Genomic DNA, 23,902 nt, shown 5'->3' with positions numbered 1-23,902 from the left:
GGCGCGGCCGCCCGGCCGGGAGGTCCGGCGGCTCGGCGGCCGTGCGTGGACATGGCCGCTCCGTGTGACGCCGGGTCGGCACGGCGATCAGATCGACGGCGAGCCGGGGCGGTGTGAGCAGTGCCGAGGGCGTGGCTCTACGGCCGTCGACCGGCCCGCGCCGGTCGCCTCGCCGCCCGTGCCGCCGGGCCCGTCGGCGGTGCGCCGCGTCAGCTGCCGCGCGGGCGCGGTGCGCCTGGCCCGCCGGTGCGGGAGGGGCCCGGCGGTGACGTAGGGGCCTGGCGGTGTGGAAGGGCCCACCGATGCCGGGGTCCAACGGTGTTGGGCGGGCCCGGCGGTGTGGGAGGGACACGGCGGTGCCGGGGGCCCGCCGGTTTCGGGAGGCCCGCCGGTTTCGGAAGCCCGCCGGGTCGGAAGTCCCGCCGGTTTCGTAGGGCTCCCGGTTTCCTGAGGGCCCACGGTTCTGTGCCGGTTTGGCGGGGCCCCCGGTTTGGCGGGGCCCCCGGTTTGACAGGGCCCCCGGTTTCGTAGGCCTCGGTGACCGGGAACCGCAGTGCCGCGGCTGAGGGCGCAGGGGCTGGGAGGGCCGGGGTCAGAGGGCCGTGAGGTAGTCCGGGACCGGCGTGCCGGGGGCCAGGTCGGCGTCGGCCACCGGGGCCTCGTAGCCCTTGCGCAGCGGGACGAGACCGGCCCAGTGGGGGAGGGCCAGGTCCCGGGGCTCGTCGTTCACCCCGCCGGTGCGCAGCTTGGCGGAGACCTCGTTCAGGTCGAGCCGGATGACGGCCGTGGCGGCGAGTTCCTTCTTGTCGGCGGGGCGGGAGTCCGCGGCGCGGCCCGGCACCACGTGGTCCACCAGGGCGTCCAGGGCCTCGCGCTTCTCGTCGGGGTCCGTGACGTCGTAGGCCAGTCCGTGCACCACCACCGAGCGGTAGTTGATCGAGTGGTGGAACGCCGAGCGGGCCAGGACGAGCGCGTCGACGTGGGTGACCGTGAGGCAGACCTCCAGGCCCGGGTCGGCCTTGCCGGTCATGCGCAGCGGGCGGGAACCCGTCGAGCCGTGCACGTAGAGCCGCTCGCCCACCCGGCCGTAGAGCGTGGGCAGTACGACCGGGGCGCCGTCACGGACGAAGCCGAGGTGGCAGACGTAGCCCTCGTCGAGTATCGCGTGCACCAGTTCCCTGTCGTACGAGGCGCGGTCGGCGGAGCGCGTGGGAACGGTGCGGTCGGTCGGGGTGTAGGCGGCGGGCTGCGACGACGTCTGCTCGGTTCCCTGCATGGCGCTCTCCATTGCACTAGTGCATAATTGGCTTTGTGCTAGGAGAATATCCGATCAGTGGGCGGCGTGCGGCGGAGATTTCGGCGAGCGTGGAGGAGGCGGTGGCGAGCGGCGATCTCGAACCGGGCCAAGTGCTGCCGCCCATGCGGGAGTTGGCCGCACGGCTCGGAGTGAACCCGAACACCGTCGCGGCCGCGTATCGCGTCCTGCGCGAGCGCGGGGTCATCGAGACCGACGGGCGCCGGGGCAGCCGGGTGCGTGCCAGACCGGCCACCACCGGGCGCGAGCACATCCGGGTGGAGGTGCCGGAGGGCGTACGCGACGTGGCCGCCGGCAATCCGGATCCGGCACTGCTGCCCCCGCTGGCGGCGGCTTTCGCGGCGGCGGCCGGACAGGGCGACCGGCGGCCGGTGCTGTACGGCGAGACGGCGGTGGAGCCTGAGCTGGAGCGGATCGCCCGTGCCGACCTCGACGCCGACGGAGTGCCGGACGGGCCCGTCGCGGTCACCTCCGGCTCGCTGGACGCGATCGAGCGGGTCCTCGCCGCCCATCTCAAGCCCGGTGACGCGGTCGGCGTCGAGGACCCCGGCTGGGGCAGCCTGCTCGACCTCGTCCCGGCGCTCGGACTGCGCACGGTCCCCGTCGGCGTCGACGACGACGGCCCGCTCCCCGACGACGTCCGCGCCGCCCTCGCCGCCGGGGCCCGTGCCCTGATCGTCACCGACCGGGCCCAGAATCCGACCGGCGCCGTGGTGACCGCCACGCGCGCGCGTGCCCTGCGGTCCGTTCTGCGGCAGCACCCGAAGACGCTGCTCATCGAGGACGACCACGGCCACCGGATCGTCGACCTGCCGCTGCACCCGCTGGCCGGAACCACCCGTCACTGGGCCCTGGTGCGCTCGGTCGCCAAGGCGTACGGGCCCGATCTGCGGCTCGCCGTCCTCACCGGGGACGCGGTCACCGTGGACCGGGTGCGCGGCCGGCAGCAGCTCGGGCCCGGCTGGGTCAGCCGGATCACCCAGCGGGCCGTGGTCCGGCTCTGGACGGACGGTGCGGTGGACGCGCGGGCGGTGGCGGCAGCGTACGGACGGCGCCGGAACGCGCTCATCGGGGCACTGGCGGAGCGCGGGGTCGCCGCGCACGGGCGCAGCGGGATGAACGTGTGGATCCCGGTGCCCGACGAGACGGGGGCCGTCGCACGGCTGCTGCACGCGGGCTGGGCCGTCGCCCCCGGTGCCCGCTTCCGGATGAGCGCGCCGCCCGGCATCCGGGTCACCGTCTCCGCGCTGGCCGAGGCCGAGACGGAACCGCTGGCGGACGCGATCGCGGCGGCGGTGGGTCCCGCGCCGGTGCGCGGTTACGCCTGAGGCGCCGTCCTGGGGCGGATCTGCGTCAGCGCCGCCCCCGCCAGCACGATCACCGCGCCGACCGGGGTCGACCAGGCCAGGGACTCGCCGAGGAGGGCGACGCCCGCGGCGGTGGCGATGACCGGGATGAAGTAGGTGACCATCTGCGCGGTGGTCGGGCCGACCTCGGCGACCAGGCCGTACTGGAGCAGCACGGCGAACCCGGTGCCGAGCGCGCCCAGCGCGGCGACCGCCAGCAGGGGAAGGACCGGGAAGGCGGTCGGCAGGCTGGTGAACAGCGGGGTGACGACGGCCAGTTGCACGGTGGCCAGCAGCAACTGGGCGCCGGTCAGGGACAGATTCGAGTGGGAGGACCCGGCGAGCGTGCGGCGGACGTAGATCCAGCCGATCGGATAGCTGAGCGAGGCCAGCAGGGCCATCGCCGTGCCGCCCGCGTCCAGTCCCGCGAAGCCCTGCCAGGCGCCGAGCACCGTGAGGACGCCGAGGAAGCCGAGGCCGAGCCCGGCGACGCGCAGGCGGGTCGGCCGGTCCTCGGAGAGCGCGACCAGGGACAGGGCCATGCCCCACAGTGGCGAGGTGGCGTTGCAGATGCCGGCCAGTGTGGAGGGGATGGTCAGCTCGGCGTAGGCGAACAGGGAGAACGGCAGCGCGTTCAGCAGGAAGGCGGCGACCGTCAGATGCGCCCAGGTGCGGGCGCCGCGCGGCAGCCGCTCCCGCTTCACCGCCATCGCCGCCGCCAGCACCGCCGTACCGAACACCAGCCGCCCGAGCGTGACCTGGAAGGGCGCGTAGCTCTCGGTGCCCACCTTGATGAGCAGGAAGCTGAAGCCCCAGATCAGCGACAGCACGGTGAAACGGACGCGCCAGTCGAGGGCGCGGCGGAGCCGGGGACGGGCGGCGGACGGGGTCCGGGCGGTGGAGGCGACGGTGGTCATGGAGGCAACGATGCTGGAGTGGATCTCGTAGCACAATCGAGATTTCGCACGCGATATCTCGTAGCGTTGCTTAAGCGTAGGGTCGTAGCATCACCGCATGCTGAACCTCGACCGACTGCGCACCCTCGACGCCCTCGCCCGGCACGGCTCGGTCAGCGGCGCCGCCGAGGGGCTGCACATCACCACCTCGGCCGTCTCCCAGCAGCTGGCCAAGCTGGAGCGGGAGGTCGGGCAGCAACTGCTGGCCAAGCACGGGCGGGGGGTCCGCCTCACCGATGCCGGGCGGCTGCTCGCCGAACACGCCGCGCGGATCCTGTCGCAGGTCGCGCTCGCCCAGTCCGACCTGGAGGCGCAGCGCGGCCGGGTGGTCGGTGAGCTGCGCCTGTCGGCGTTCCCGACCGCCGCGCGCGGTCTGTTCCCCACCGCGCTCGCCGCGCTGCGCGCCGAGCATCCGGCGCTGCGGCTGCGCTCCTGCGAGCTGGAGCCCGAGCGCGGGATCCGGGGCGTGGTGCGCGGCGACCTCGACCTCGCGGTGGTCCTCGACTGGTACAACAAGCCGATGCCGCTGCCCGACGGCCTGGTGAAGGCGGCGATCCTCGACGACCCGGCCGACGTCGCCCTGCCGGCCGGCCATCCCCTGGCCGGGCGGCAGGAGGTGGACCTCGCGGAGTTCGCCGAGGACGAGTGGATCACCTGGGCCGAGGGGGAGTTCTGCCACGAGTGGCTGCTGTTCACCCTGCGCTCCAAGGGCATCGAGCCGCACCTCGGCCATCGCGCCGCCGAGACGCACACCCAGCTGGGGCTGGTCGCCGCCGGGCTCGGGGTGTGCGTGGTGCCGCTGCTGGGCCGCCATCCGATGCCGCCCGGCGTGGTGACCGTCCCGCTGCGGCAGCGGGTGCGGCGGCATGTCTACGTCGTCTGGCGCGCGGACGCCGACCGCCGGCCGTCGATCCGGGCGGCGGTGCGGGCGCTGCGGACGGCGGGGGAGCGGATCACCGGACAGGCGGAGACGCCTGCGGCGGGCCCGGCTTCCGGAAGTCCCACGACCTGACCGCGTCCGGTGCCAGCCGCAGCCAGGCGTGGCGGCCGTCGTGCGGCAGGGCGTCGAGGCCGAAGTACTTGTGCGCGAAGAGCCGCTCCACGTGTTCCAGCTCGGGGTGCGGCTCGCCGGTGCGCGGGACCTCGCCCACGAACGCGGCGGTCCCGGACAGCTCGGCGCCCCGCAGCTCGTCGTACTCCCGCCCGGCGTCGATCACCACGGCGAGGCGGGCGTCGCGGCGCAGATGGGCCCAGCGCTTGCTGCGGGTGATCGAGTACAGCCAGAGCGCGTCGCCGTCCCAGACGAACCAGAGCGGGCTCACATGCGGGGTGCCGTCGGCCGAGACGGTGGCGACGCGGCAGGTGCGTTCGGTGGCCAGGAACTCGTCCAGCTCGCCGGGTGTCATCATGAGCTTCCGGCCCCGGCGCTGAGTGGCGGTCATGCGAAGTTCCTTGCCGGATACGGCATCTGACGGTCGTTCAGCCAAGGGTGGGGCGGCGCGCCCCCGACGGCAAGCGCAACGACACACCCAGGCCGACGGCAACGTACGGCGGCCGCACGGCCCGTCGCCCCTCCAGGGCGCCGAGGCCGGCGCCCCGCTGCGCGACCTGGCCGTCGCGGGATCCGGCACCCCCTCGCCCCGGTCGCCGCTGAGCCCGGCCGCGCTGCTCAGGCCAGCTTGATCTCGTCGCCCTCGACGGTGATCTGTGCGGCCGGCAGCGGCTTGGTCGCCGGGCCCTTCTTGACGCTGCCGTCGGTGGCCGAGAAGTGACTGTCATGGCAAGGGCAGATGATCAGCCCGTCCCGGACGTCCTTCACCGCGCAGCCCTGGTGGGTGCACGTCGACGAGAACGCCTTGAACTCGCCCGCCGTCGGCTGGGTGACCACCACGCCCTCGTCGGCGAAGACCTTGCCGCCGCCCTCGGGGACCTCCGAGACCGGGCCGAGCACGGTGCCCGACGAGGCGCCGTCGTCCGACCCGCAGCCGGCGAGCGCGACGGCGAGCCCCGCCGCTCCGGCCGCCGCCATGACGGTACGACGGGCCGGGCCCGACCCGGGGTGAAGCGATTCCGTGGGCATCCTGGGTTTTCCTTCCGCTGACTTGGTGTCCGGTCGGCCTGCTGTGGTGCGACGTCCAGCAGTACGGCCGGGACGCGGGTTCGGTTCAGCCGCCACGCGGTTCTTCACCCGATCGGGACGCGGGCCGCTCCGGGCCGCGGCCGGCCGCCCCGAACGCCCCAGTAACCTGGGGCGATGCTCAAGGAAGTCACCGCGACCCGCTACATCACACCGCTGCGTGAGGGCGGCTCACTGCCGGGACTCGTCGAGACCGACGACTTCGGGACCTACGTCCTCAAGTTCACCGGAGCCGGGCAGGGACGCAAGACCCTCGTGGCGGAGGTGGTCTGCGGGGAACTCGCCCGCCGCCTCGGCTTCCGTACGCCCCGGCTGGTCACCGTCGACCTCGATCCCGACCTCGGGCTCGGCGAGCCCGACCAGCAGGTGCAGGAGCTGCTGAAGTCCAGCGGCGGGACCAACCTCGGCATGGACTTCCTCTCCGGCGCCCTCGGCTTCGACCCGCTCGCCTTCCCGGTGAGCCCCGAGGAGGCCGGGCGGATCGTCTGGTTCGACGCGCTGGTCAACAACGTGGACCGGTCCTGGCGCAACCCCAACCTGCTGATGTGGCGCGGCGAGCTGTGGCTGATCGACCACGGCGCCACGATGATCTGGCACCACAACTGGCCGTCCGCCGAGGCCTCCGCCGCCCGCCCCTACGACGCCTCCGACCACGCTCTGCGGACCTTCGCGCCGGACGTCCGGGCCGCCGCCGCGGAACTCGCGCCGCGCGTCACCGAGGAGCTGCTCGCCGAGGTGACCGCCGAGATCCCGGACGCCTGGCTGGCGGACGAGCCCGGCTTCGACTCGCCGGACGACCTGAGAAGGGCGTACGCGCGGCCCTTGCTCGCCCGCGCCGCCGCCGTCCACGACCGCATCCATGGGACGGAGAGCGCCTCATGACCGAGCGCCACATCATCAAGGGCACCCGGCGCAGCGACCGGGACGTCTTCGAGTACGCGCTGCTACGGGTCGTACCGCGGATCGAGCGCGGGGAGTGCGTCAACGCCGGGGTGCTCGTCTACTGCCGGGCCAAGGCGTACGTCGGCGCCCGCACCCACCTCGACGAGGCACGGCTGCTGGCCCTGGACCCGCGGGCCGACGTGGCCGGCGTACGGGCCGCGCTGCGCGCCGTCGAGGGCGTCTGCGCCGGCGGCGACGCGGCGGGCCAGGCGGCGGGCGACGACGCCGGGCGGCGCTTCCGCTGGCTGATCGCGCCCCGCTCGACGATCGTGCAGCCGGGGCCGGTGCACACCGGGCTGACCGCCGATCCGGCGGCCGAGACGGAGCGATTGCTGGACCTGCTCGTGCGCTGACCGGGCCAGAGGCGCGCCCGCACCCCTGGGCCGGTCAGCGGCTGCGGCGTCGCACGACGTAGCCGGTGGTGAGCACGGCGCCCGCGACGAACGTGGCGCCGAGGGCGAGGTCCCAGGCGCCCGGCCCGGTGCCGGTCGCGCCGCCCAGCCCGCCCCGCACGCCGCGCGTCGGGGCGCCGGTCGCCGTGGCGGTGGCCGGGGCCGTGGCGGCGGCTGAGACCGTGGCGGTCGACGTGCCGGGGACCGCAGGGGTCGGGGAAGCCGTGTGCCGCCTGGGCCGGGAGGTGGAGGAGGTGAGGCCGTCACCGCCGTCGCCGCCCCGGACGGGCAGCATGTCGCAGGCGGCACCGTCGTCCGGTCCCTGGTCCTCGTCGAGGCGATGGGGATCACTCCGGTCGGCGTCGAAGACGGCCCGCGCGTCCTCCCGGTGGCTGACGTGGGTGCAGTCGAGATCCTGTGCGTGAGCGGGGCCGGCCAACGGCACTGTCGCGATGATCGCGAAGAGCGTGCCTGCGGCACCGGTGCGACGGCGCATGGAGCGCCTCCTTTCCGGCCACGAAGGGCTCGCCCCTCGACGCTAGGCGCCGCATGGCGCGGGGGCGCGCGGCGCTAGGCCGTTCAGGTAATCGATCACACGCACCCGATCGGGCGTTGACACCGGGTGCCAGGGCTTCTAGCGTCACGTCTGCTGAAGGTACTAAGCGGTCGCTCACCGGATGGGCGGCCGTGAGAGCCGCATCCCAAGGGCGAGGAGAAGCAGCAATGTCCACCACTGAGCAGCGGGTCGCGGTCGTCACCGGCGCCGCGCGCGGTATCGGCGCCGCCACCGCCGTACGACTGGCGGCCGAGGGCCGGGCCGTCGCCGTGATCGACCTCGACGAGGCCGCCTGCAAGGACACCGTGGAGAAGATCACCGCGGCCGGCGGCAAGGCCCTCGCGGTCGGCTGCGACGTCTCGGACGAGGCGCAGGTCGAGGCGGCGGTCGCGCGGATCGCCCAGGAGCTGGGCGCGCCGACCATCCTCGTCAACAACGCGGGCGTGCTCCGCGACAACCTGCTGTTCAAGATGAGCGTCGCCGACTGGGACACCGTCATGAACGTGCACCTGCGCGGCGCCTTCCTGATGTCGAAGGCCTGCCAGAAGCACATGGTCGACGCGGGCTTCGGCCGGATCGTCAACCTCTCCTCGTCCTCCGCGCTCGGCAACCGCGGCCAGGTCAACTACTCGGCCGCCAAGGCGGGTCTGCAGGGCTTCACCAAGACCCTCGCCAAGGAGCTCGGCAAGTTCGGCATCACCGCCAACGCCGTCGCCCCCGGCTTCATCGCCACCGACATGACCGCCGCCACCGCCGAGCGCGTCGGCATGGGCTTCGAGGACTTCAAGGCCGCCGCCGCCTCGATGATCCCCGTGCAGCGCGTCGGCGAGCCGGACGACATCGCCAACGCCATCGCCTTCTTCACCGGTGAGGCGGCCGGCTTCGTCTCCGGCCAGGTGCTGTACGTCGCCGGCGGACCGCTCGACTAGGGACCACATCACCATGACTGAACTCTCGGGCAAGGTCGCGCTCGTCACGGGCGCCAGCCGCGGCATCGGGTACGGCGTCGCCGAGGCCCTGGTCGCCCGCGGCGACCGGGTCTGCATCACCGGCCGCAATGAGGACGCCCTCAAGGAGGCCGTCGAGAAACTCGGCGCCGACCGGGCGATCGGCGTGGCCGGCAAGGCCCACGACGAGGCCCACCAGGCGCTCGCCGTCGAACGCACCATGGAGGCCTTCGGCCGGGTCGACTACCTGGTCAACAACGCGGGCACCAACCCGGTCTTCGGGCCGATCGCGGATCTCGACCTGAACGTGGCCCGCAAGGTGTTCGAGACCAACGTGGTCTCGGCACTCGGCTTCGCCCAGCGCACCTGGCACGCCTGGCAGAAGGACAACGGCGGCGCGATCGTCAACATCGCCTCCGTCGCGGGCCTCGCTCCCTCGCCCTTCATCGGCGCGTACGGGGTCAGCAAGGCCGCTCTGATCAACCTGACCGTGCAGCTGGCGCACGAGTTCGCGCCCAAGGTGCGGGTCAACGCGATCGCCCCGGCCGTGGTCAAGACCAAGTTCGCCCAGGCCCTGTACGAGGGCCGCGAGGAGGAGGCGGCCGCCGCCTACCCGCTGAAGCGGCTCGGGGTGCCGTCGGACATCGGCGGCGCCGCCGCGTTCCTCACCTCCGAGCAGGCCGACTGGGTCACCGGCCAGACGCTGGTGGTGGACGGCGGCATCTTCCTCAACGCGGGCGTCGCCTGACGCCGGCGCTGTCCGGGCGCCGTTCTCCGTCGACCCGCGTCGAGATGGTTTCGTGCTCCGCACGTGACGTGATCGATGTTGACGGAAGCGGCGCCCGTGTCGACGTAGGACCGCTCACCGGAGCCTGACAACGTCGTCATCCAAAAGGTGATCAACTACCTCCCGCAAGGACGGTCCGCACGGCGTGTTGCTGCGGTAGTGTCTGCCGACATTTGGTATGGCAGATCGAGGAGCGTGCGCGTGTTCAACCGGAACCGATGCCTGCGGCAAGTGGCGGCGATCGCTTCCATATCCCTGGTGGCGGGCTGCGGCCTGTTCTCCGACAGCGGCGAGGCCGACGAAGGCCCGATCGTCGTCGGGACCACCAGCGCGCCCACCACCCTGGATCCCGCCGCGTCCTGGGACGGCTCCTGGGAGCTGTTCCGGAACATCTACCAGACCCTCCTGAGCTACCCCAACGGCTCGACCACGCCGCAGCCCGACGCGGCCGAGAGCTGCGAGTTCACCGACACCGCCAACCGCACCTACCGGTGCGAGCTGCGCAAGGGACTGAAGTTCTCCGACGGCAGCCCGCTGGACGCCCGGGCCGTCAAGCACTCGATCGACCGGATCCTGAGCATCAAGGCGCCCGGCGGGCCCGCGGGCCTGCTCGGCAGCCTGAACCGGGTGGAGGCGCGCGGCGACCGGGAGGTCGTCTTCCACCTCAAGACCTCCGACGCCACCTTCCCGTTCGTGCTCGCCACCCCCGCCATGTCCATCGTCGAGCCCGGCAGCTACCCGGCCGACGCGCTGCGCCAGGGCGACGAGGTCACCGGCTCCGGGCCGTACAAGCTCGAGGCCTACGAGGAGAACGACCGGGCCGAACTGGTCACCAACGACCACTACGACGGCTACGCCGAGCGCCGCAACGACGCGGTGACCATCCGCTACTTCCAGGACTCCGGGGCCATGGTGGAGGCCCTGAAGAGCCAGGAGATCGACCTCACCTACCGCGGTCTCGCCGCCGACGACATCGTCGACCTCCAGACCAGGGACGCCGAGCGGACCATCCAGCTCGTCGAGGGTGCCGGCATCGACATCAGCTACCTGGTGTTCAACCCCAGCGATCCGTGGGCCGGGAAGGCCGCCGTGCGCAAGGCCGTCGCGCAGCTCGTGGACCGGCCGACCATCGCCCACAAGATCTACAAGGACACCGTGGACCCGCTGTACTCCATGGTCCCCAACGGCATCAACGGGCACACCACCGGCTTCTTCGACGACTACGGCGACCCCGACGCCGGCAAGGCCCGCGCGATCCTCACCGAGGCCGGCATCACCGAGCCCGTCCCGCTGACCTTCTGGTACACCAGCGACCGCTACGGCTCCGAGACCGCCGTCCTGTTCAAGGAGCTGAAGCGGCAGCTGGAGGCGTCCGGCCTGTTCGAGATCACCCTGAAGAGCCGGCCCTGGAAGACGTACGTCGAGGGTTACCAGAAGGGCGAGTACGCGGTCTTCGGGCGCGGCTGGTTCCCCGACTTCCCCGACGCCGACAACTACATCGCGCCGTTCGTCGGCAAGGAGAACGCCCTCGGCACGCCCTACCCGGCGCCCGAGATCACCCAGGACCTGCTGCCCCGCTCCCGCCGGGAGAGCGACCGCGCCCAGGTGGAGCGGGAGTTCGAGGAGGCCCAGCAGATCCTCGTCGACGACGCGCGGCTGCTGCCGCTGTGGCAGGGCAAGCAGTACATCGCGGCGAGCGAGGAGATCTCCGGCGGGGAGCGGGCCCTGGACCCGTCGACGATCATGATGATGTGGGAGCTGGACCGCAAGACCAGCTGGTGAGGCCGGGCCGAGACGGTCCGCGCGGCCGGTTGTCAGTGGTCGCCTGTAGGTTCTGAGACCTGGAAGCGACCGCACACCGTAAGGAAGTTGATGTGACCGACATCGCCATGCTGCCCGAGTCCTGGCGCGGGGTCCTGGGCGACGAACTGCAGAAGCCCTACTTCAAGGAGCTGACGGAGTTCGTGGAGGAGGAGCGGGCGAAGGGTCCCGTCTACCCGCCGCGCGAGGAGGTCTTCGCCGCCCTCGACGCGACGCCGTACGAGCAGGTGAAGGTGCTGGTCCTCGGCCAGGACCCGTATCACGGCGAGGGCCAGGGCCACGGCCTGTGCTTCTCGGTGCGCCCCGGGGTGAGGACCCCGCCGTCGCTGCGCAACATCTACAAGGAGATGCAGGAGGAGCTGGGCCTGCCGGTCCCGGACAACGGCTACCTCATGCCGTGGGCCCGGCAGGGCGTCCTGCTGCTCAACGCGGTCCTCACCGTCCGCGCGGGCGAGGCCAACTCGCACAAGGGCAAGGGCTGGGAGAAGTTCACCGACGCGGTGATCCGCGCGGTGGCCGAGCGCCCCGACCCGGCGGTCTTCGTCCTGTGGGGCAACTACGCCCAGAAGAAGCTGCCCCTGATCGACGAGGACCGCCACGTGGTGGTGAAGGGCGCCCACCCCTCCCCGCTCTCCGCCAAGAAGTTCTTCGGATCCCGCCCCTTCACCCAGATCAACGAGGCGATCGCCCGCCAGGGCCACGAGCCGATCGACTGGCGCATCCCGAACCTGGGCTGACCCGGTCCGCCGCCGGGCACGGCTCCGCTTCGCCCACCGGGGCGGGGCCCTGCCCCCGCCCCGGCTCCCTTGCTTCCCGCCGCGCGGAGCCGCCTCGGACGGAATGTCCGTGGGGGCCGTTAGCGTCGGGAGGGACGGGATCGACGGCGAGCGGGCGGAGGGATGTGGTCGTGGAGCGGCAGGGGCAGGCGGTGCCGGACGCGGTGATGGGGCGGATCGGGCAGGTCGTGATGCTGCATCACGCGGGGGACCGGGAAGAGGCCCGGCAGAGGTTCCTCCAGCTGTGGGCGGAGATCGGCGAGGACGGAGCACCGCTGCACCGCTGCACCCTGGCGCACTATCTGGCCGACACCCAGGACGACCCCTCCGATGAGCTGGCCTGGGACCTGCGGGCTCTGACGGCCGCGGAGGAACTGAGCGACGACCGGCTCGCCGAGCACGAGGGCACCCTCGCCGTGCGCGCCCTCTACCCTTCCCTCCACCTCAACCTGGCCGCCGACTACGCCAGGCTCGGCCGCTCCGACGCCGCCCGCGCGCATCTGCGCCTGGCCCGCGGCGCGGCCGACGCCCTCGGCGACGACGGGTACGGCGACGGGGTGCGCGCGGCGATCGGCAGGCTGGAGCTGACCCTGGGAGACGGGGGTTCCGGGGGTTCCGGGGGCTCCGGGGGTTCAGGGGGTGACTCCCCGGGCGGCGGGAGCTGGGGGCCGCCCCCGCAGCACCGTCCCTGAGCCCCGGCGTCCCGCCCGCCCGGCCTGAGCGACGGCCCTCGTAACGGCCCTCGTCCCGCCTCCCCGGTTCAGCGACCGTACGTCTCGTCGCAGATCGCCGACTCCGGACTGCCGGAGCGCCAGCCGCCGTACTTCCTGCCGAGGGCGCAGACGTCCGCCCGGCGCTGCGGGACCTGCCGGGTCACTTCCCCGCGGGTGGACTCCGCGATGTCGGGGACGCCGGATGGCTGCTTCGAGTACCGGGGTTCCGGGCGCTGTGGGCGCTGTGGCGGGCGGGGCCGGGCGGGGGGAGCGGGCGGGGCTGCGGGCGCGGAGGTGGTCGCGGGCGGCGTGGAGGGCTCGGGCACGGAGCGCTCCCGCTGCCGTGGAGGTCCGACGAGTCCCAGGGCCTCCTGGGCCGGCGCCTGCACGATCTGCGGTTCGGTCCGCACGCTCGGAGCCGGAGCCGGTGCCGCGGGCGGTGACGGCGCGGCGGACGGTTCGGGCCCGGGCGGGCGGGGGACCGTCGTACAGCCGGAGAGGGCCGAGACGGCCACGGTGACCAGAAGCGTTGCGGTGGTCGTCGTTCGATGCACCCGGCAACAATGATGGCTCCGGCTTCCCCGGGCACCACGGACCAGCGGACGTTACGCCGTACGGGTGATCTCCGGCCCCGTGCGAAGGGTTCACGTCTCGTGCGGCTGACGCGGGTCGTTCAGTGCCGGGGGCCGCCCAGCATCCCGTGCAGCAGCTCCCGCAGGTCCGACCTGATGTCGTCCAGGCTGGGCGCCAGGGTGCTGAACGAGCCCGCGACACAGCTGAACATCAGCCCGTCCGCCCAGGCGGCGAGCGACAGCACGTGCCGGTCGGGGGCGGTGGAGCCCATCCCGGTGAGGAGGGCGTGCAACTGGTCGCGGAAACGGGCACCCGTGGCGTCGAAGTAGGTCCGCAGCTCCGGGCGCCGGGTCGCCTCCAGGGCCAGCTCGTAGCGGGCGAGGGTCAGCTCGCGGTTGCCGGTGAGCGCGCGGTGGGTCGCGAGGGCGAGCCCGTCCGCCAGTGCGTCGAGGCCGCCGCGGGGGTCCGGCATCTCGTGCAGCGCCAGCACCCGCGCCTCCCGGTCGGCGAGCCGCCGCACGGCCAGCTCCAGCAGGGCCTGCCGGGTGCGGGCCAGATTGGACGTGGAGCCCTGGGGCAGCCCGGCCGCCTCGTCGACCGCCCGGTGGGTCAGCCCGCGCATGCCGCGTTCGGCGAGCAGGGCGAGGGCGGTGTCGGCGACGAGGCCGGCGCGGGAGGCGCCGCTGGCGGAGCGTTCGGACATGGAGGCCAACCCTATCGGCAGGCTTCTCCCTGCACTACGCCTGTAGTACGCTCGGGATGAGCCGACACTACATCCGTAGTTCCCGGCTGACGAGGAAGCCGTGTGACGAGGAGGAGCCATGGCACAGCCCACGCGGGCGGTCGTGATCGGCGGTGGCATCGGAGGCCTGACCGCGGCCGTCGCCCTGCACCAGCGGGGCGCGCGGGTCACCGTCCTGGAACGGGCCCCCTCGCTGGCGCCCGTCGGCGCGGCCATCTCCCTGGCCCCCAACTCCCTGCGCGCCCTCGACGTCATCGGTCTCGGCGCCACCATCCGCGACCTGGCCGCCTGGCAGGGCGACGGAGGACTGCGCACGCCCAGCGGCCGCTGGCTCTCCCGCACCAGCGCCGCCACGGCCCAGGAGCGCTTCGGCGGCCCCCTGGTCCTGCTGCACCGCGCCACCCTCATCGACCACCTGGCCGCGCTGCTCCCCGAGGGCACCGTCCGCACGGCCGCCGGGGCCACCCTCGCCGACCCGGGCGACACCCGCCGCCCGGCCCGAGTGACCACGCCCGACGGCGAGCTGGAGGCCGACCTGGTGGTGGCCGCCGACGGCATCCGCTCCGCCGTACGCCGCACCCTGTTCCCCGGGCATCCGGGGGCCGTCTACGCCGGCTTCACCACCTGGCGGGTGCTGATCCCGCTGCCCGGCGCGGAGTTCGCCTCGCACGAGACCTGGGGCCGGGGCCGCATCTGGGGCACACATCCGCTGAAGGACGGCCGGGTGTACGCGTACGCCGCCGCCGTCACCCCCGAGGGCGGACGCTGCGACGACGAACGCGCCGAACTGCTGCGCCGCTTCGGCGACTGGCACGACCCGATCCCCGCCGTGCTCGCCGCGGCCCGCCCCGAGGACGTGCTGCGCCACGACGTACGCCATCTCGCCCAGCCACTGCCCTCCTACCACCGCGGCCGCGTCGCCCTGCTCGGTGACGCCGCGCACGCCATGCCGCCGACCCTCGGGCAGGGCGGCAACCAGGCCATCGAGGACGCGGTCGTGCTGGCCCATCACTGCGACGACCTCGCCGCCTACACCGCGACCCGCCTCCCGCGAACCACCGCCGTCGCCCGCCGGGCCGTCAGGGTCGCCCGGCTGAACATGCTGCGCAACCGCGCGGGCATGGCCCTCCGCGACACGGCGCTCGCCGCCCTCTCCAAGGCCGGGCCCGCCCTCTTCCTGCGCGGTTTCGACAGCATCGCCGACTGGCGGCCCCCGCAGCCCCCGTATGCTTCCGTCGAGACGCACGAGACCGGCAAGACGCACGAGACACACACGGGTAAGCGGTAGTCACGGGGCGGAGGAGAGCACGTGAAGGTCGGCTGCATCGGACTCGGGGACATCGCTCAGAAGGCGTATCTGCCGGTGCTCGGCGTCCTGCCCGGGGTCGAGCTGCACCTGCAGACCCGGACCCCCGCGACGCTCGCCCGCGTCGCCGACGGCCTGCACCTGCCCGCCGGGCAGCGCCACGCCGACCTGGACTCGCTCATCGCCCAGGGCCTGGACGCCGCCTTCGTGCACGCGCCGACGGCCGTCCACCCGGAAATCGTCACCCGGCTGCTGGAGGCGGGCGTACCGACCTACGTCGACAAGCCGCTCGCCTACGAACTCGCGGACTCCGAGCGGCTGGTGGCGCTCGCCGAGGAGCGGGGGGTGAGTCTCGCCGTCGGCTTCAACCGGCGGCTCGCGCCCTCCTACGCGCAGTGCGCCGACCACCCGCGCGAGCTGATCCTCATGCAGAAGAACCGGGTTGGGCTGCCGGAAGAGCCGCGGTCGATGATCCTCGACGACTTCATCCACGTCGTGGACACCCTGCGGTTCCTGGTGCCGGGGCCGGTGGACGACGTGACCGTGCGCGGCCGGATCCAGGACGGGCTGCTGCACCACGTCGTGCTCCAGCTCGCCGGGGACGGCTTCACCGCGCTCGGCGTGATGAACCGGCTCAGCGGTTCCACCGAGGAGATCCTGGAGGTGTCCGGGCAGGACACCAAGCGGCAGGTGGTCAACCTCGCCGAGGTGATCGACCACAAGGGCCAGCCGACCGTGCGGCGGCGCGGCGACTGGGTGCCGGTGGCCCGGCAGCGCGGCATCGAACAGGCCGCCCTCGGCTTCCTCGACGCCGTCCGCGCGGGCCGGGTGCTCAGCGCCCGGGACGCGCTGGCGACGCACGAACTGTGCGAACGGGTGGTGCGGGCGGTTCTGGAGCGTTCCGGACCGGCCGCCTGACCGCCCGCGCCCCCTCGGCGACGGCGAACCCGGCGAGCACCAGCAGCGCCGCGTACACCGGCCAGTCGCCGAACCGGACGTACGGCGTCGTCCCGGCGGCCACCGGCACCTCGTACACCTCGGCGGCGCTCTGGTCCGTGCCGAGCCAGGAACCGATCCGCTGCCCCTCGGGGCCGTGGACGGCGGAAATGCCGGTCAGGGTCGCGTGCACCATCGGCCGGCCGGTCTCCGCGGCGCGCAGCGCGGCCAGCGAGGCGTGCTGCGCGGGCGCCCAGCTCTGCTGGAAGGTCGAGGTCGCCGACTGGGCGATCAGTACATCGGCGCCCGCCCCGGCGAGTTTGCGGCTCATGTCCGGGAACGCCGACTCGAAGCACACCATCGGGCCGATCCGCAGGCCGCCGCCGAGGTCCATCACCACCTGCCGGGTGCCGCGCCGCCGGTCCTCGCCGGCCGCCTCGCCGACCGAGGTGGCCCAGCCGAGCAGCGAACGCGCCGGGACGTACTCGCCGAACGGGACCAGCCGCATCTTGTCGTACCGGTCGCCGGTCACGCCGCCCGGCCCGACCAGGACCGAACTCTTGTAGATACCGGGCCGGTCCGAGCGCCGGGCGTCCACGTTGACCAGTACCGGCGTGTCCGTCAGCCGGGACAGAGCCGCGACCCGCTCGGCCAGGTCGGGCCGGGCCAGCAGATCGAACCCGATGCTGCTCTCGCCCCACACGATCAGATCCAGGTCCTGCCCGGCCAGCCGCCGGGTCAGCTCCTCCTCGCGGTCGAACCGCTGGCCGGGGCCGTGCACCACACCGGGCTGCACGACCGCGATCCGCACCTCGCCGCGCACCTCGGGGCGCGGCGCCCACGCCCAGGCCGCCGCGCCGGCCGCCGCCGCGGCGAGCAGCCCGGCCACCGCCGGCACCCGCGCCGCACGCACCGCGACCAGCACGGCGACGGCGACGTTCACGGCCACCAGCAGGAAGCTCAGCAGCCACACGCCGCCCACCGAGGCAAGCCGCAGCGCCGGCGCCACCTGCCACTGGCCGGCGCCCAGCATCCCCCAGGGCCCGCCCAGGCCCTGCCAGGAGCGGACCAGCTCCACCGCCAGCCAACCCGAGGGCAGCACCAGCAGGGCGCCCGCCACCCGGCCCGGCCCCGGCGTACCGCCCAGGAGACGCCGCACCAGCCAGCCCCAGGGCGCCCACAGCGCGCCGAGCAGCGCCCCGATGACGAACGTGAACACATGCAGGTTCGGCAGCAGCCAGTGGTGCACGGCCAGCATGTACCCGAACCCGCCCCACCAGCCGTCGTACAGCGCCCGCCGCCCGGTCGGCGCCGTGCGGACCAGCAGGATCCACGGCACCAGCGCGACGTGGGCGAACCACCACAGGGACGGGCCGGGGAAGGTGAGCATCGGCAGCGCGCCCGCCGCCGCGGCGAGGACGGAGCGCCGCCACGGGATGCCGAGCCACCGTCCGAGCGTGTTCATACGCGCCTCCCTACCCGTGGCTTCCAGTCTGCGCGCTGTGGACGATCTCGAAACAGGGGGCGCGGGATCAGTCGAGCACAGCGGCACCCGTGCCCTCGGGCAGCCGGCGCCACTTCTCCCGCACGACCACCTCGCGCAGCCGCCAGCCGTCCGCCGTCCGCAGCAGCCCGAACGAGTACCTGCCGCCGCACACCAGATGGGGCGCCGCCGAGTCGCCGTCGGCGGCGGCGAACCCCATCGGACTGACGTAGTCGGCCTGGACCCGGGCCGTGTCACCGGTGTCCTGCTCCAGGATCCCGAACCGCACCCGGCGGTTGACGATCAGGTGCTGCCGCATCGGATACGCCCGCAGACTCTCGGCGAGCCACGCCGCGACGCTCCGCGCCTCGCCCTCGACCCCACCGGCCGAGCGGTAGTCCGCCCGGCCGTCCGGGGTGAACAGTTCTCGGAACGCCTCCCAGTCGCCGTCGTCGACGGCCACGGCGTAGTCGGTGACCAGCCCGTCCACGGCCAGCCGGTCCATCACGGTCGCAAGCTCCACGCGCTGCGTCATCGGCTCAGTGTTGGGTACCGGACCCCTCCCGCCAAGAGGGCGTGCGGTGCGCGATATGCGGTGGCTCCGAGCGGGTGGTGCGGGCGAGGGCGGGCGGGTGAACGATCCGAAGCGTCAGTACGCCGCGCGCGGCTTCTCGGAGGGGGCCGGGCAAGGCCGTGCGGGAAGGAAATCCCTGATCCGGCGGGCGCACTCGGCGGCGCCGGTGTCGGCCAAGTCGTACGGCCGGTGCGCGTGCACTCGCCGCGGCCGGCGTACGGCGAGACCGGCCGGCCGGTCGCCGCCCGCGCGCTCCCGGCGTTCCAGCTCTCCGGGGGACAGCGCACAGCGACCAGGACGACGGGGCCGCGGCGCGGCGGAACGTCCGTCAGGTGCCGGATACCGCCGTTCTCAGGCCGCCGCGACGACCTCGCCCCGCATGGCGGCGGCCCATTCGACCACCAGCAGTTCGTACTCCGCTCGCTCCTGCGCCGACAGGGTGCCGCCCGCGCGCAGCCACAGCGCGCGGATCTGCTCGTTCACCTCGGCCGCAGAGCGCACGGAACCAGGGGCAACGGAATCACGGGACATGCGGGCAAGCCTAGGCGGTCGCACTGACACTGCGCTACCGCACGGCTACTCGATTCGTATGGAGTTGGTCACGAGCCGTGATCGCGCCACCTCGCCCCGCTCATGGCCGAAACGCGCGGCGCCGGTCAGTGTGCCGATTCGGCCGCGTGCGGGCTGAGGACGCCGAAGGTGACCAGGGCGATGAGGATGACGCCGAGGGCGATGCGGTACCAGACGAAGGGCATGAAGCTCTTGGTCGAGATGAACTTCATGAACCAGGCGATGACCGCGTATCCGGTGACGAAGGCGATGACGGTCGCGAAGATCGTCGGCCCCCAGGTCACATGGCCGCCCTCCATCGCGTCCTTCAGCTCGAACAAGCCGGAGGCGAGTACCGCAGGGATGGCGAGCAGGAAGGAGTAGCGGGCCGCGGCCTCGCGCTGGTAGCCCATGAACAGGCCACCGCTGATCGTCGCGCCCGAGCGGGAGACGCCCGGGATGAGGGCGGCGGCCTGACACAGGCCGAAGATCAGGCCGTCCTTGGCCCTGAGGTCCTGAAGGCCCTTGCGCTCCTTGACCGCGCGGTGCCGGCCGCCCGTCTCGTCGCGCGCCGCCAGCCGGTCGGCGATCCCGATGATCACGCCGACCACGATCAGCATCGTCGCGGTGATCCGCAGATCGCGGAACGGCCCCTCGATCTGGTCCTTGAGCGTCACGCCCAGCACGCCGATCGGGATGGAGCCGACGATCACCAGCCAGCCCATCTGGGCGTCGTGGTCCTTGCGCCACGCCTTGTCGTACAGCGAGCGGAACCACGCCGAGACGATCCGCCCGATGTCCTCGCGGAAGTAGATCAGCACGGCGGCCTCGGTGCCGATCTGGGTGATCGCCGTGAAGGCGGCGCCCGGGTCGTCCCAGCCGGAGAAGGCCGCGGTCAGCCGCAGGTGCGCGCTGGAGGACACGGGGAGGAACTCGGTCAGCCCCTGGACGAGTCCGAGGATGAGTGATTCGAACCAAGACATGGAAGTTACGGAGTCCAAGTGCCGATCGTGGAACGGACGACGGGAGACGTTCTTGCCGCCGCGCGCGGTGATGAGCGGTGATGACAGGCACACCGGGCCCCACGCGCGCGGTGATCAGATGTGTCGAGGGGCAGCGTAGCGTCCCCGGATGACAAGCCCGACACAGGGGTTTCAAGGAGATCGCGGGTGATCGCTTCGGGGTGTTGACCGGGCGGCGCGCGGGAGCCTACGTTGCCAGCCGAGGGAAAGCGCTTGCTGCGGCCGGTGCTGTCCTGGCTCGCCACCCCGAGGAGTGCTGATCAGCCCTATGCCCACGTCGTCCGCTTCCCTCGCCGGCCGCCCGGTCCGCGCCGCCGTCATCGGCACCGGCGCCATCGCCCGCGGTGAGCATCTGCCCGCCCTGGCCGCGCTCGCCGAGGAGGGCGAGACGGAGGTGGTCGCGGCGGTCGACATCGACGCGGGCGCCGTCGAGGCGTTCTGTGCGGAAGGCGGCATTCCGAACCCCTACACCGACCTGGCGCGGATGCTCCGCGAACAGCGCCCCGACCTGGTCTGCGTCTGCACCCCGCCCACCCTGCACCGCGAGCAGACCGTCGCCGCGCTGCGCGCCGGGGCCTGGGTGTGGTGCGAGAAGCCGCCCGTGCCCTCGCTCGCCGACTTCGACGCCGTCGAGGCCGAGGAGGGCGCCGACGGCGGACCGTACGCCGCGATCGTCTTCCAGCACCGCTTCGGCTCCGGCGCCGCCCATGTGCGGCGGCTGCTCGCCGAAGGCGCCCTCGGCCGCCCGCTGGTCGCCCACTGCCAGACCACCTGGTACCGCGACACCGCCTACTACGCCGTGCCCTGGCGCGGACGCTGGCGGACCGAGGGCGGCGGCCCGGCCATGGGGCACGGCATCCACCAGACCGACCTGCTGCTCGACGTGCTCGGCCCGTGGAGCGAGCTGCGCGCGATGGCCGGCCGGCTGGTGCACGACGTGGAGACCGAGGACGTCTCCACGGCCCTCGTGCGGTTCGAGAACGGTGCGCTGGCGACCGTCGTCAACAGCGTGCTCAGCCCCGACGAGGTCAGCCGGATCCGGATCGACTGCGAGCGCGCCACCATCGAGCTGACCCACCTGTACGGCTACAGCAACGCCTCCTGGCGGATCACGCCCGCGCGCGACGTGCCCGAGGCGGAGGCCGCCACCTGGCGGGACTTCGGCGCGGACGTGCCCAGCTCCCACCTGGCGCAGCTGCGCGAACTGGTCGCCAGCATGCGCGCGGGGGAACGGCCGCGCAGCAGCGGGCCGGACGGACGCAAGAGCCTGGAGCTGGTCACCGCGCTGTACAAGTCGGCGTTCACGGACGCCACCGTGCGCCGGGGCGAGATCGGCCCCGGTGACCCCTATTACACCGAGCTGCACGGAGGCGCCCCCGGCTGGGCGCCCGGCGCCGCCCCCGCAGCGTCCGCCGGCAGCCAGGAGGTGCCCGCGTGACCGGCGGCCCGCGCATCACGCACACGCACGGGGACCGCATCACCGTGACCGATCCGCGGACCGGCGTCGAACTGCTCGCCTACGTCTACCGGCCCGAGGCGGCCTGGGAGGCCCCGAAGCCCTATCTCCACCCGCTGCGCACCCTGTCCGGCGCGGTCGTCACCGGCTACCGGCCCAACGACCACCGCTGGCACAAGGGCCTTCAGCTGACCGCCTCCCATCTGTCCGGGGCCAACCTGTGGGGCGGCAACTCCTACGTCCACGGCGAGGGTTACCTGGCGCTGCCCGAGCGGATCGGCTCGATGGCCCACGCAGGCTTCGAGGAGGTCGCCGGTGACGGGGACCGGGTGGTCGTCGCCGAGCGGCTGACCTGGCACCCGCACAGCGGCGAGCTGTGGGCCGAGGAGCGGCGGCGCATCGAGGTCCACGACGTCGATCCGGCGGGCGGCTCATGGGCGCTGACCTGGACGAGCGCCATCACCAACCGGCGTGCCGAGCCGCTGCTGTTCGGCAGTCCGACCACCGCCGGGCGGGAGCTGGCCGGCTACACCGGCCTGTTCTGGCGCGGCCCGCGCGCCTTCCGGGGCGGGCGGATCACCGGCCCGGAAGGTGAGGGGCCCGGCCTGATGGGCACGCAGGCGCCCTGGCTCGCGTACTGCGGCGAGCACGACGGCGTGGACGGCCACGCCACCCTGGTCTTCGCACACGCCCCGGAGAACGACCACACCGGGAAGCACGGGGCCCACCCCGCCCACTGGTTCGTACGCGACGAGCCGTTCGCGGCCGTCGCGCCGTCCTGGGCGTTCTTCGAGGAACTGGAGCTGGCACCCGGCGACACCCTCACCCGCCGCTACCGGGTCGTGGTGGCAGACGGGGCGTGGCAGCGGAAGGAGATCGCCGAGTACCTGGAGACGCACCCGTGGTGAGGGCCGCCGCCTTCGAGGGCCTGCCCGGCGGCGTGGGAGTCTCCGGGCTGACGGTGTACGACTGGCCGGCCGCGGACGGCGTCCGCGGCGGCACGCCGCACATGCACGTGGTCTGTTCGGAGGGGTACGTCGTCACCGGCGGGCGCGGGGCCGTGCAGACGCTCACCGCCTCCGGGTACGAGGTCACGCGGCTGGCGCCGGGGACGGTCGTCTGGTTCACGCCCGGCACCGTCCACCGGCTCGTCAACGAGGGCGAGCTGCGCATCACCGTCCTGATGCAGAACAGCGGGCTGCCCGAAGCGGGGGACGCGGTGCTCACACTGCCCCCGCGCCACCTCGCCGACCCGGAGACCTACGCCGCCGCGACCGCGATCCCGGCGGACGCCCCGGAGGCGGAGCGGGAGCGGATCGCCCGCGCCCGGCGGGATCTGGCGCTGGAGGGTTACCGGGAGCTGCGCGAGGGCGGCCCCGAGGCGCTGGCCGCCTTCCACCGGGCCGCCGCCGCGCTGGCAGGGCCCCGGCTCGCCGAGTGGCGGGACCGCTGGCAGCGCGGTGCGGCGGCCGCCGCCGCGGCGACGGGGGCCCAGCTCGACCGGCTAGAGCAGGGCGACGCCTCCCACCTGGCCGAAGCCGTCGTCCACGCGGAACAGCCCTACGCGCGGGGACGCTTGGGGATGTGCGGGCGCCTGGACGTCTACCGGCGGGGAGTCATGGACCGGCTTTGATCTTCTTCAGGGCCGAGTGCGTCAGTAGGGCCAGCGGTACGGATCCGGCGCGCCGCTGTCTCCGGCGGTCGCCGCGAGCCGGGCGACGCCCTCCGCGACCGCGCGCGGGTCGTCGTCCGGCAGGCCGTCCCCGTACGTGGTCGGGAGCGTTCGGCCCGGGAGGGCGGCGCAGGTGTCCAGCTCGTCGGGGGCGCCGCCGGCGAGTGCGCGGGTGAGTGTCGCCGCGACGGTGAACACGCCGGTGCCGTCGCCGACGGTCGGCGCCCCGTAACGGGGCCGGTCACGGGCATGGAACCGGCCGAGCGGGAGCAGGCGCTCGGCCGGGGCGCCGAAGTACGCCTCCCGCTCCAGGACGGCTTCGGCAGCGATCTCGATGCCCGTCCCGGAGGCGCTGTCACGCCGCCGTCGGGCCCGCCACCGTCCAGCCCGGGGACTGCGGGTGGGGCGTCAGGTCCTGGTGGTGGACGGACTCGCCGCAGCTCTGGCAGGTGACCACCGGGACCAGCTCGTTGCCGCAGCTGTGCTCGTGGACCATGGGCCGGTCGCCGTCGGGGCGCAGATGGCGGTTGCCCCATTCCATGAGAGTGAGCAGCACCGGGACCAGTTCGAGGCCCGCCTGCGTCGGGCGGTACTCGAACCGCTGCGGGCGTTCGCTGTAGGCCCGCTTGGTGAGGATCCCGGCGTCGACGAGCCGGCGCAGCCGTGTGGCCAGGATGTCGCGCGGGGCGCCGATGTTGCGCACCAGCTGGTCGAAGCGGCCGTTGCCGAGACACACCTCCCGTACGACGAGCAGGGAGTACTTCTCGCCGACGAGCGCCAGGGCGTCGGCGATCGAGCAGGGGCGGGGGTCCTTGGGGGCGGCCATGAGCGCCAGTCTAGGTGAGGGTTTGATTTTCCAACTCGTAGGGCTATGGTGAGTTCGGATTTCCTACTCACTGGT

At 73.4% G+C, this 23,902-nt stretch carries 28 protein-coding genes; 14 read left to right on the top strand and 14 right to left on the bottom strand.

Annotated elements, in window-relative coordinates:
* Window positions 1–592 precede the first annotated feature (592 nt).
* Window positions 593–1,276, bottom strand: a complete 684-nt coding sequence (locus VE614_RS03830) for a pyridoxamine 5'-phosphate oxidase family protein (RefSeq protein WP_324931919.1) — start codon at window positions 1,274–1,276, stop codon at window positions 593–595.
* 35 nt (window positions 1,277–1,311) lie between these two features.
* Here VE614_RS03830 and VE614_RS03825 point away from each other — a divergent pair, with 35 nt between their 5' ends.
* On the top strand, window positions 1,312–2,643 hold the full coding sequence (locus VE614_RS03825) for an aminotransferase class I/II-fold pyridoxal phosphate-dependent enzyme (protein WP_324931916.1): 1,332 nt from the start codon (window positions 1,312–1,314) through the stop codon (window positions 2,641–2,643).
* Here the strand turns inward: VE614_RS03825 and VE614_RS03820 are convergent.
* A complete protein-coding gene (locus VE614_RS03820; protein ID WP_324931913.1) occupies window positions 2,634–3,578 on the bottom strand; it encodes a DMT family transporter in 945 nt (314 codons plus the stop codon). The genes VE614_RS03825 and VE614_RS03820 overlap by 10 nt on opposite strands.
* A gap of 97 nt (window positions 3,579–3,675) precedes the next feature.
* Here VE614_RS03820 and VE614_RS03815 point away from each other — a divergent pair, with 97 nt between their 5' ends.
* A complete protein-coding gene (locus VE614_RS03815) occupies window positions 3,676–4,629 on the top strand; it encodes a LysR family transcriptional regulator (protein ID WP_324931910.1) in 954 nt (317 codons plus the stop codon).
* Here the strand turns inward: VE614_RS03815 and VE614_RS03810 are convergent.
* Window positions 4,571–5,059: a pyridoxamine 5'-phosphate oxidase family protein gene (locus tag VE614_RS03810; RefSeq protein ID WP_324931907.1), complete on the bottom strand. Its 489-nt coding sequence runs from the start codon at window positions 5,057–5,059 to the stop codon at window positions 4,571–4,573. The genes VE614_RS03815 and VE614_RS03810 overlap by 59 nt on opposite strands.
* Window positions 5,060–5,286: 227 nt before the next feature.
* Entirely contained in the window at window positions 5,287–5,697 is a 411-nt protein-coding gene (locus VE614_RS03805) for a Rieske (2Fe-2S) protein (protein WP_324931903.1), read from the bottom strand.
* 174 nt (window positions 5,698–5,871) lie between these two features.
* Here VE614_RS03805 and VE614_RS03800 point away from each other — a divergent pair, with 174 nt between their 5' ends.
* Together VE614_RS03800 and VE614_RS03795 are read left to right on the top strand one after the other, a co-directional pair.
* Complete coding sequence (locus VE614_RS03800) at window positions 5,872–6,636, top strand: HipA family kinase (RefSeq protein ID WP_324931900.1); 765 nt, start codon at window positions 5,872–5,874, stop codon at window positions 6,634–6,636.
* Complete coding sequence (locus tag VE614_RS03795; RefSeq protein WP_324931897.1) at window positions 6,633–7,049, top strand: DUF3037 domain-containing protein; 417 nt, start codon at window positions 6,633–6,635, stop codon at window positions 7,047–7,049. The genes VE614_RS03800 and VE614_RS03795 overlap by 4 nt, the downstream gene beginning before the upstream one ends.
* A gap of 34 nt (window positions 7,050–7,083) precedes the next feature.
* On the opposite strand, the gene VE614_RS03790 is transcribed toward VE614_RS03795, so the two are convergent.
* The gene (locus tag VE614_RS03790) at window positions 7,084–7,584 is read right to left on the bottom strand and encodes an excalibur calcium-binding protein (RefSeq protein ID WP_324931894.1); all 501 of its coding nucleotides are present in this window, start codon (window positions 7,582–7,584) and stop codon (window positions 7,084–7,086) included.
* A gap of 227 nt (window positions 7,585–7,811) precedes the next feature.
* On the opposite strand from VE614_RS03790, the gene fabG reads away from it, so the two are divergent.
* The 5 genes from fabG (at window position 7,812) to VE614_RS03765 (ending at window position 12,667) form a co-directional block, all read left to right on the top strand.
* Window positions 7,812–8,573, top strand: a complete 762-nt coding sequence (fabG, locus tag VE614_RS03785) for a 3-oxoacyl-ACP reductase FabG (protein WP_324931891.1) — start codon at window positions 7,812–7,814, stop codon at window positions 8,571–8,573.
* Between the two features lie 13 nt (window positions 8,574–8,586).
* A complete protein-coding gene (locus VE614_RS03780; protein WP_324931888.1) occupies window positions 8,587–9,339 on the top strand; it encodes an SDR family oxidoreductase in 753 nt (250 codons plus the stop codon).
* A 240-nt stretch (window positions 9,340–9,579) separates the two neighbouring features.
* Window positions 9,580–11,160 carry an ABC transporter substrate-binding protein gene (locus tag VE614_RS03775; RefSeq protein ID WP_324931885.1) on the top strand — a complete coding sequence of 527 codons (1,581 nt, stop codon included), beginning with the start codon at window positions 9,580–9,582 and terminating at the stop codon, window positions 11,158–11,160.
* Window positions 11,161–11,252: 92 nt separating this feature from the next.
* Entirely contained in the window at window positions 11,253–11,936 is a 684-nt protein-coding gene (locus VE614_RS03770; protein ID WP_324931882.1) for a uracil-DNA glycosylase, read from the top strand.
* Window positions 11,937–12,142: 206 nt separating this feature from the next.
* Window positions 12,143–12,667, top strand: a complete 525-nt coding sequence (locus tag VE614_RS03765; RefSeq protein ID WP_324931996.1) for a hypothetical protein — start codon at window positions 12,143–12,145, stop codon at window positions 12,665–12,667.
* A 68-nt stretch (window positions 12,668–12,735) separates the two neighbouring features.
* Here the strand turns inward: VE614_RS03765 and VE614_RS03760 are convergent, their stop codons facing one another.
* A complete protein-coding gene (locus VE614_RS03760) occupies window positions 12,736–13,098 on the bottom strand; it encodes a hypothetical protein (RefSeq protein WP_324931879.1) in 363 nt (120 codons plus the stop codon).
* Window positions 13,099–13,361: 263 nt separating this feature from the next.
* Window positions 13,362–13,964 carry a TetR/AcrR family transcriptional regulator gene (locus VE614_RS03755; RefSeq protein WP_324931876.1) on the bottom strand — a complete coding sequence of 201 codons (603 nt, stop codon included), beginning with the start codon at window positions 13,962–13,964 and terminating at the stop codon, window positions 13,362–13,364.
* Window positions 13,965–14,082: 118 nt separating this feature from the next.
* Here VE614_RS03755 and VE614_RS03750 point away from each other — a divergent pair, with 118 nt between their 5' ends.
* Entirely contained in the window at window positions 14,083–15,291 is a 1,209-nt protein-coding gene (locus VE614_RS03750) for an FAD-dependent monooxygenase (RefSeq protein WP_324931873.1), read from the top strand.
* A gap of 21 nt (window positions 15,292–15,312) precedes the next feature.
* Window positions 15,313–16,227: a Gfo/Idh/MocA family oxidoreductase gene (locus VE614_RS03745; RefSeq protein WP_324931870.1), complete on the top strand. Its 915-nt coding sequence runs from the start codon at window positions 15,313–15,315 to the stop codon at window positions 16,225–16,227.
* Here VE614_RS03745 and lnt read toward each other — a convergent pair.
* The 5 genes from lnt to VE614_RS03720 all read right to left on the bottom strand — a co-directional run bounded on the left by lnt (window position 16,142) and on the right by VE614_RS03720 (window position 19,834).
* The gene (gene lnt / locus VE614_RS03740; protein WP_324931867.1) at window positions 16,142–17,710 is read right to left on the bottom strand and encodes an apolipoprotein N-acyltransferase; all 1,569 of its coding nucleotides are present in this window, start codon (window positions 17,708–17,710) and stop codon (window positions 16,142–16,144) included. The two genes, VE614_RS03745 and lnt, sit on opposite strands and share 86 nt — an antisense overlap.
* Window positions 17,711–17,777: 67 nt before the next feature.
* A complete protein-coding gene (locus VE614_RS03735) occupies window positions 17,778–18,263 on the bottom strand; it encodes a nuclear transport factor 2 family protein (protein WP_324931864.1) in 486 nt (161 codons plus the stop codon).
* Between the two features lie 114 nt (window positions 18,264–18,377).
* Complete coding sequence (locus VE614_RS03730; RefSeq protein WP_324931993.1) at window positions 18,378–18,569, bottom strand: phosphotransferase-like protein; 192 nt, start codon at window positions 18,567–18,569, stop codon at window positions 18,378–18,380.
* 84 nt (window positions 18,570–18,653) lie between these two features.
* Window positions 18,654–18,833, bottom strand: a complete 180-nt coding sequence (locus VE614_RS03725; protein WP_324931861.1) for a hypothetical protein — start codon at window positions 18,831–18,833, stop codon at window positions 18,654–18,656.
* Window positions 18,834–18,958: 125 nt separating this feature from the next.
* Entirely contained in the window at window positions 18,959–19,834 is an 876-nt protein-coding gene (locus VE614_RS03720; RefSeq protein ID WP_324931858.1) for an undecaprenyl-diphosphate phosphatase, read from the bottom strand.
* 307 nt (window positions 19,835–20,141) lie between these two features.
* Between VE614_RS03720 and VE614_RS03715 the strand changes: the two genes are divergently transcribed.
* The 3 genes from VE614_RS03715 to VE614_RS03705 are packed head-to-tail and all read left to right on the top strand — an operon-like array spanning window position 20,142 to window position 22,962.
* Window positions 20,142–21,311 (top strand): Gfo/Idh/MocA family oxidoreductase, encoded by a 1,170-nt coding sequence (locus VE614_RS03715; RefSeq protein WP_324931856.1) that lies wholly within the window; start codon window positions 20,142–20,144, stop codon window positions 21,309–21,311.
* Entirely contained in the window at window positions 21,308–22,237 is a 930-nt protein-coding gene (locus tag VE614_RS03710; RefSeq protein WP_324931852.1) for a PmoA family protein, read from the top strand. Before VE614_RS03715 ends, VE614_RS03710 begins: the two co-directional genes overlap by 4 nt.
* A complete protein-coding gene (locus VE614_RS03705; protein ID WP_324931849.1) occupies window positions 22,231–22,962 on the top strand; it encodes a cupin domain-containing protein in 732 nt (243 codons plus the stop codon). Before VE614_RS03710 ends, VE614_RS03705 begins: the two co-directional genes overlap by 7 nt.
* 21 nt (window positions 22,963–22,983) lie before the next feature.
* Here the strand turns inward: VE614_RS03705 and VE614_RS03700 are convergent, their stop codons facing one another.
* Window positions 22,984–23,199, bottom strand: a complete 216-nt coding sequence (locus VE614_RS03700; protein ID WP_324931845.1) for a hypothetical protein — start codon at window positions 23,197–23,199, stop codon at window positions 22,984–22,986.
* Window positions 23,200–23,356: 157 nt separating this feature from the next.
* Window positions 23,357–23,827 (bottom strand): helix-turn-helix domain-containing protein, encoded by a 471-nt coding sequence (locus VE614_RS03695; RefSeq protein ID WP_324931842.1) that lies wholly within the window; start codon window positions 23,825–23,827, stop codon window positions 23,357–23,359.
* Window positions 23,828–23,902 lie beyond the last annotated feature (75 nt).

It is taken from the genome of Streptomyces sp., assembly GCF_035645055.1.
GTDB lineage: Bacteria > Actinomycetota > Actinomycetes > Streptomycetales > Streptomycetaceae > Streptomyces.
This window is presented reverse-complemented; position numbering and strand designations above follow the sequence as displayed.